This is a genomic window from Variovorax sp. 20P10.2.4, from assembly GCF_058244205.1.
On sequence record NZ_JBZAYE010000361.1, the window covers coordinates 1 to 7,517 of the forward strand.

A 7,517-nucleotide genomic window follows, 5' to 3' on the forward strand; every position below is an offset into this window, starting at 1 on the left:
CCAGCTCACGGCCTCGGCCGCGATGTGCGGCAGGCTGCGGCCGTAGAGCGCGGCATAGCGCGCCTCGAAGCGCTGGTGCAGCGCGGCGCTGGCGGCCGCGTCGAACGCGCCTTCGGGCAGCTCGACCGGGATCTCGTGGCCCTGGCCCGCATAGCGCATGAACACCACGCGCTGGCGCACCAGCGGCGCGCCGGGCGCGGCGCGCAGCACCACGTCGTCGGCGGTGGCGGTGAGCTCGTCGAGCAGCCGGCCCACGGCCGCATGGTCGATGCGGTCGAGCCGCTGGTGCAGGCTGCGCACCGTCTGGTAGGCCACCGGCGCCCAAAGGAAGCCCAGCGCCGAGCCCACGCCGGCCGAGTTCGGGATCACCAGCCGCGCGATGCCGAGCTTGCGCGCCAGCAACGCCGCATGCAGCGGCGCCGCGCCGCCGAAGGCGATCAGCGTGCTCTCCTCGGCCACCTTGCCGAGCTCCGAGGCATGCACGCGCGCCGCGTTGGCCATGTTCTCGGTCACGATCTCGACCACCGCCTGCGCGGCCGCCTCGACCTCGAGCCCGGTCTGCGCCGCCACGCCCTGCAGCAGCGCGGCACGCGCGCGCTGCGGATCGAGCCGTACCTTGCCGACGGCGAAGCGCGCCGGGTCGATCGCGCCGAGCGCGGTATGCGCGTCGGTCACGGTCGGCTGCTCGCCGCCCAGGCCGTAGGCGGCCGGGCCGGGCGAGGAGCCCGCGCTGTCGGGGCCGACCTGCACCACGCCCAGGTGGTTGACGCGCGCGATCGAGCCGCCACCGGCGCCGATCTCCACCATCTCGATCACCGGGATGCGGATCGGCAGGCCCGAGCCCTTGAGATGGCGATGCACGCGGCCGAACTCGAAGCTGCGGCTCAGTTGCGGCTGGTAGTCGTCGATGAAGCAGATCTTGGCCGTGGTGCCGCCCATGTCGAACGAGAGCGCGCGCGTGGCGCCGATCTGCTCGGCCACCTGGCGCGCGAGCACCGCGCCGCCCGCGGGGCCTGACTCGACCAGCCGCACCGGCTCGTCGATGCCGGCCTGCAGCGTGGTGATGGCGCCGCCCGAGGTCATGAGGAAGGGCTCGGCCTTCAGGCCGCGTTCGCGCGCGCCTTCCTGCAGCCGGCGCAGGTAGCCGGCCACCTGCGGCTGCACGTAGGCATTGGCGCTGACGGTCGAGAGCCGCTCGTACTCGCGGATCTCGGGGCAGACGTCGGAGGCCAGCGACACCCACAGCTGCGGCGCATGCTCGCGCAGCAGCTCGCGCACGCGGCGCTCGTGCACGGGGTTCGCATAGCCGTGCAGGAAGCACACGGCCACGCTCTCGATGCCGTCGGCCACGAGCTGGCGCGCGAGCACGGCCACCTGGGCCTCGTCGAGCGGCGTGACCACGCGGCCGGCCGCGTCGGTGCGCTCGACCACGCCATGGCGCCAGTGGCGCGGCACCAGCGGCGCCGGCTTGTCGAGGAACACGTCGTACTGCGCGAAGCGGTCCTCCAGCCCGATCTCGACCAGGTCGCGGAAGCCGTGCGTGGTCAGCAGCGCCGTGGGCGCGCCCTTGCGCTCGATCAGCGCATTGGTGGCCAGCGTGGTGCCGAGGATCAGCAGGTCGACGTCGGCCCAGGCCGCGCCGGCCTGCTGCAGCACTTCCGCCACGCCGTCGAACACGGCCTGCTCGGGCGCGGCCGGCGTGGTGAGCACCTTCACGGTGTGCTTGCGCTCGCCGCGCAGCAGCACGATGTCGGTGAAGGTGCCGCCGACGTCGACCGCCACGCGCACGCGGGGGTCGATGACGGGGACGGTGGGGGAGGAGGAGTGCGAGGACATGGCGGCGGTACGGGAGAAGCGGGAAGAACGGGAGAGGAAGGAAAGACTCAGAGCAGGTGCGCGCCTGCGCTCAATTCACGGAACGGCGCCGCGGCGGGGGCCGGCTCGGGTGCGGGAGCGGTCGCGGTCGGCGTCGCCTTTGCGAAGGCCCGCGCCAGGTCGGCCACCAGGTCGCCCGGATCCTCGAGGCCGACGTGCAGCCGCACCACCGGCGCGTTGCCCTGCCATTGGCGGTGTTCGCGCAGCCGCTCGGGCTGGGCCGCGAGCGCCAGGCTCTCGTAGCCGCCCCACGAGGCGCCGATGCCGAACAGCGTGAGCGCGTCGACGAAGGCATCGGCCTCGGCGGCGGTGGCATCGCGGAACGCGAAGGACACCAGGCCGCTCGCGCCGCTGAAGTCGCGCCGCCACAGCGCATGGCCCGGGTCCTCGGGCAGCGCCGGGTAATACACGCGGCCGACCTGCGCCTGTTGCTGCAGGAAGCGCGCGACCTCGGTGGCATTGCGCTGGTGCTGCGCCAGCCGTACCGGCAGCGTGCGCAGGCCGCGCAGCGCCAGGTAGGCATCGTCGGCGCCGATGGTCAGGCCCAGTGCCTCGTGCGCGCTCAGCAGCTTCGCGGCCAGCGCGGGGCTGTCGACCACCACGATGCCCTGCATCAGGTCGGAATGGCCCGAGATGTACTTGGTGGCGGCCTGGATCGAGATGTTGGCGCCAAGCGCGAGCGGCTTGTAGAACCAGCCGCCGCTCCAGGTGTTGTCGGTGGCCACGGTCACGCCGCGCTCGCGCGCGATCTTGCTGAGCGCGGGCAGGTCGAGCACCTCGTAGAGCAGCGAGGTCGGCGACTCGAGGTAGACCAGCCGCGTGTTCGGCCGCAGCAGGCTCGCCAGGTCGTCGTGCGCGGGCGAGAAATACTCGACCGTGATGTTGAGCCGCTTGAGCAGGGTGCTGTCGACGCGCCGCAGCGGCGCATACACGCCGTCGGCCACCAGCGCATGGTCGCCGGGCGACAGCAGCGCGAGCAGCACCAGCGTGATCGCCGACAGGCCCGAAGGCGTGAGGAAGGCGCGGTGCCCGCCTTCGAGCGCGGTCACCGCATCCTCGAGCGCGCGGTGCGTGTCGAGGCCATGACGGCCGTAGGAGGCCACGCGCTCGCCCGCGGCGCGGCGGTGGTGATGGTCGGCATGCGCCGCGGTGTTCTCGAAGCGCACGGTGCTCGTGCGCACCACGGGCACGTTGACCGGGCCCGAGCCGGCGCGCAGTTGCGGCGCGCCCGCGTGCAGCAGCCGGGTCGCGTCGTTCAAGCCGTTGACAGCGCTCATGCGACCGCCTTGCTCGGCTGCAGCTGCGTCGCGTTGTAGTTGACGATCGCGCCGGTCTCGAGGTTCACGCCGATGCGGCGCGACAGCGTCTCGAGCGGCTGGCCGTAGAGATGGAAATGCAGCGTCGGCCGGTCGCCGATCACGTGGATGCTGTGCAGGTCCTCGGGCAGGAAGGCGATCGAGGTGCCGGGCTGTACCGTCACCTCGCGCTCGAGTTCGAGCCGCGCGCGTGCAGGGTCGCTGCCGTCGTCGGTGCGGCGGTAGACGCGGTTCTCCTCCTGGCCCTCGACCGCCACGATGGTGGCCCAGGTCGTGTGGTTGTGCGGGATCGAGGTCTTGCCGGGATTGATCGAGTTCAGGTAGAGCGCCACGTCGTCGTCGCCGTCCCCGGGGTTGAGCCGGTAGCGCGTGGAGGCGCCCACGCCTTCGCTGGCGGCCGGCGGCGGGAAATCCTCGCGCGTGAACAGGGCGGCGTGGGCCGCGAGCTTCTCGAGCCGCGCCGTGATGCGCGCGAGCACCGCGCGGTCGAGTGGCTGGGCGTCGGCGATGGCGCGGATGTCGGCCAGGGCCTGGTCGACGGCGATGCGGCGTTGCGCCGCGATGGCGGTCGTGTCGTTCTGGGATGTGGTCATGGGGAGCCTCGATGGGTCAGAGGGCGAAGCGCAGCCGGTCGAAGGGCGGCGTTTCGGGGAAGGGGGCGGGCCGGCGCGCGGGCACGCTGTCGTCGGACGGGTCGCGCGCGCCGTCGCCGAGCGCGCGGTGCAGGAACGCGCGCGTGCGATCGCTGGCGGGCGCGCGGAAGATGCGCGCGGGCGGGCCGTGCTCGACGATCACGCCGGCCTCGGTGAAGTAGACGGTGTCGCTGATCTCCTCGGCGAATCGCATCTCGTGCGTCACCAGCACGCAGGTCAGGCCTTCGCGCACCAGGTCGCGGATCACGGTCAGCACCTCGCCCACGGTCTCGGGGTCGAGCGCCGAGGTCACCTCGTCGAACAGCATCAGCTCGGGCCGCATCGCGAGCGCGCGCGCGATCGCCACGCGCTGCTGCTGCCCGCCCGAGAGCTCGCCCGGATAGGCCGCGGCCTTGTGCGAGAGCCGCACCTTGTCGAGCAACTCGCGCGCCTCGCGCTCGGCGGCGGCGCGCTCGCGGCCGGCCACGCGCGTGGGGGCGATCACGAGGTTCTCGAGCACCGTGAGGTGCGGGAACAGGTTGTACTGCTGGAACACGAAGCCCACGCGCTTGCGCAGCGCGATGAACTCGGCCTCGGCGCGCAGCGCGTCCACGCGCGTGTCGCCGACGCGGATCTCGCCGCGCTGCGGGCGCAGCAGCCCGGTGATGCAGCGCAGGATGGTCGACTTGCCAGAGCCCGAGGGCCCGATGATCGACACCGCCTGGCCGCGCTGCACCTCGAGGGAGATGCCGCGCAGCACCGCGTTGGCGCCGAAGGCGAGCTCCACGTCGCGCAGGGCGACCAGGGGCGTGTTGGAGAGGGGAGTGGCGGTCTCAGTGGCGGGCATGGCGGCGTTCCAGCGCGCGCGTGGCGCGGGCTATCGGGTAGCAGTAGGCGAAGAACACGGCGAGCAGCGTGAAATAGACCAGCACCGTGAAGTCGGTGCGCGCCACCGTGTTGCTCGCGACCTGGGCCGCGTCGACCACGTCGTGCGCGCCGACCAGCGAGGACAGCGCCGTGCTCATCGTGATGCTCGCGTAGAGGTTCATCCACGGCGGCAGCATGCGGCGCAGGCACTGCGGCAGCACGATCAGCCGGAAGATCTCGCCGCGCCGGAAGGCCAGCGACTGCGCGGCCTCCCATTGCGCGCTCGGGATCGACTGGATCGCGCCGCGGAAGATCTCGGCCACCACCGCGCTCGTGGGCAGCGCGAGGCCCAGCACCACCTTGAGCCAGTCGGGGAAGGGCACGGTCCAGGCCACCAGCCGCAGCTCGAACGGAAACACGTAGGTGGTGAAATAGATCAGCACCAGCACCGGCGCGTTGCGGAAGAACTGCACGTACCAGCGCGTGGCCCCGCGCACCGGCGCGAACGGCGAGAACGACAGCGCGCCCACCAGCAGCCCCACGGCGGTGCCGATCGCCATCGCGAGCACGCTGATCTGGACGTTGGTGAGCAGGCCCAGCAGCAGCGTGGGCGACCATTGCCACAGGTGGCGCAGCGCGACGGGCGTGGTGCCGGTGGCGCTCCAGGCCGCGACCAGCAGCAGCACGGCGGCCAGCGCGGCGAGCCAGGGATGGCGGCGCGGATCGAGGTGCGCGACGAGGCTGGTACCGGCTTCGGCGCCGAGCGGGGGAGCGGCCGGTGCCGCGGCGATCTCACTGGCCATAGCCGGGCATCCGCCAGCGCGTCTCGAGCCAGCGCCCGGCCAGGCTCACGAGCCAGGTCAGCAGGCCGAAGTACAGCAGGATCAGCAGCAGCAGCTCGAGCACGTTGTCGCGCTGCGTCCAGATCATGATCGACTCGTAGGTCACGTCGCCCACGGCGATGGCCGAGGCCACCGCGGTCATCTTGACCAGGTCGACCAGGTTGTTGACCAGCGAGGGCAGCGCGAAGCGCAGCGCCAGCGGCAGCTCGACGCGCCACAGCAGTTGACGCTGCGAGAAGCCCAGCGAGCGCGCGGCCTCGAGCGTGACGCGCGGCACCGCCTCGATGCCCGCGCGCAGCGCCTCGGCATGGAACACGCCCTTGTGCAGCGCGACCACGATCACCACCCAGACGAAGGGCGTCAGCGGATTGCCGCCCAGGCCCTGGAGCTGCTGCGTGATCAGCATGTTGAGCACGAGGAAGGCGCAATAGAGCTGCACCAGCGTGGGCGTGTTGCGCGTGAGCTCCACGAAGGCGCGCGCCGGCAGCGCGACCCAGCGCCGCGGCGAGGTCAGCGCGGCCGCGATCGCCACGCCGGCCGCGAGGCTACAGGGCACGGTGAGCACGCAGAGCTCGAAGGTGACGAGCAGCCCGCGCAGAAAGGCCTGGCGCTCGCCCGCGTCGAGCACGAAGGCGTAGTTGAGGCCCAGGGTCTTGAGCGCGGCCACCGCCTGCGCGAGCAGTCCGGCGTCGTTCATGGCTGGCGCGCCGACGATGGCGTGTCGGTGGAGGAGCGTGGCTTCATGGCGCGAACGGAAAGGGCCGGGCGCGGCGCCGGTTCAAGGGCGCCGCTCACGGCGAACGGAAGGATGCGATGCGGCCGGGCCGTGGGTTCAGGGCGCGGTGCGCAGCTTGGCCTGCAGCTCGGGCAGCAGCGGCTGCGGCGGCTCGATGCCGTTGCGCTTCTCGGTCTCGATCAGCCAGCCGCTGCGGTGCCACTGCTTGACGACCTTGTCGACGGCGGCGATGGTGTCGGCCTCGCCCTTGCGGGCCCAGACCACCGAGGGCGCGGGCAGGATCTCGTCGCGGATCGGCGCCGCGTAGGCGGCCCATTCGGGATTGCTGCGCAGCAGCGGCTGGATCAGCGTGGCGTCGTGCACGGCGGCCACGCAGTTGCCGCCGCGCAGCGCCAGCAGCGATTCCTGCGCGGTCTTGAAGCCGCGCACCTGGGCGCCGTACTGTTCCTGCAGCGGCTTCACGAAGCTGCTGCCCTGCGAGGCGCACACGGTCTTGCCGCGCAGGTCCTCCCACTTGGCGATGCCGCTGGTCTTGAGCACGGCGGCCGTGCCGCCCACGCGGTAGAAGGGCGTCGGCGCATAGCCGAGGATCTCGCCGCGGTCGGCGTTGTATTCCATCGAGGCGATCAGCAGGTCGACCTTGCCCGACTGCAGGAACTGCACGCGGTTGGCCGGCTGCACCTGCACCAGCTCGACTTCGGCGCCGAGCTGCTTGGCGAGATCGCGCGCGAGGTCGGGGTTCCAGCCCACGAGCTGCTGCGTGGCCGGGTCGATCGAGCCGAAGGGCCCGCCGTTGACCACCACGCCGATCGCGACCTTGCCGCGCTGCTTGATGCGGTCGAGCGTGGCGTCGGCATGGGCCGCGCCGGCCAGGCCGAGCAGGGTCGCGAGCGCCGCGGCGGGGAAACGGGAGGAGGAAGAGGGGGAGAAACGCGAACGCGGACGGGAAGTCATCGAATGAAAGGGGCGAAGCAGGGCAGGCGGCGATCTTCCGAGGCCGCGCCTGCCGTCGCAACGAAGGCCTTCAACTATCGATATGCGCTTTTCCGTGCAAGCCGCGGGTCGCTTCGCCGTGCGGCCGGAACACGGCCAGCTCGTCGCTCGCGCATTGCGCGATCAGGCCCAGCTCCCAGTCGAGGTAGCGGCGCGCCGCGTCGAGGTTGCCGTCGTGACGGTCGTGCACGAAGAACAGGTAGTCGATGGCCTCGGCATCGCCGGGCGACACGGGCGTGGCCTCGACGCCGTGTCC

At 72.1% G+C, this 7,517-nt stretch carries 8 protein-coding genes; all 8 read right to left on the minus strand.

Translation table 11 applies throughout. The features are described from left to right. The coding region (locus tag AC27VN_RS26785) for a hydantoinase/oxoprolinase family protein (protein ID WP_490878494.1) at nt 1-1,836 on the minus strand (1,836 nt) is incomplete at its 3' end. 47 nt (nt 1,837-1,883) lie between these two features. Next, nucleotides 1,884-3,152 carry a cystathionine beta-lyase gene (metC, locus tag AC27VN_RS26790; protein ID WP_490878495.1) on the minus strand — a complete coding sequence of 423 codons (1,269 nt, stop codon included), beginning with the start codon at nt 3,150-3,152 and terminating at the stop codon, nt 1,884-1,886. Further along, nucleotides 3,149-3,784: a cysteine dioxygenase family protein gene (locus tag AC27VN_RS26795; protein WP_490878496.1), complete on the minus strand. Its 636-nt coding sequence runs from the start codon at nt 3,782-3,784 to the stop codon at nt 3,149-3,151. Before AC27VN_RS26795 ends, metC begins: the two co-directional genes overlap by 4 nt. Nucleotides 3,785-3,800: 16 nt before the next feature. Then, on the minus strand, nt 3,801-4,670 hold the full coding sequence (locus AC27VN_RS26800) for an amino acid ABC transporter ATP-binding protein (RefSeq protein ID WP_490878497.1): 870 nt from the start codon (nt 4,668-4,670) through the stop codon (nt 3,801-3,803). Beyond that, complete coding sequence (locus AC27VN_RS26805) at nt 4,657-5,493, minus strand: amino acid ABC transporter permease (RefSeq protein WP_395345980.1); 837 nt, start codon at nt 5,491-5,493, stop codon at nt 4,657-4,659. The genes AC27VN_RS26800 and AC27VN_RS26805 overlap by 14 nt, the downstream gene beginning before the upstream one ends. After that, nucleotides 5,483-6,229 (minus strand): amino acid ABC transporter permease, encoded by a 747-nt coding sequence (locus AC27VN_RS26810; protein ID WP_395345981.1) that lies wholly within the window; start codon nt 6,227-6,229, stop codon nt 5,483-5,485. The genes AC27VN_RS26805 and AC27VN_RS26810 overlap by 11 nt, the downstream gene beginning before the upstream one ends. Nucleotides 6,230-6,364: 135 nt before the next feature. Beyond that, nucleotides 6,365-7,222, minus strand: a complete 858-nt coding sequence (locus AC27VN_RS26815) for a transporter substrate-binding domain-containing protein (protein WP_490878498.1) — start codon at nt 7,220-7,222, stop codon at nt 6,365-6,367. A 70-nt stretch (nt 7,223-7,292) separates the two neighbouring features. Next, a partial coding sequence (locus tag AC27VN_RS26820) for a rhodanese-like domain-containing protein (RefSeq protein WP_490878499.1) occupies nt 7,293-7,517 on the minus strand: 225 nt, incomplete at its 5' end.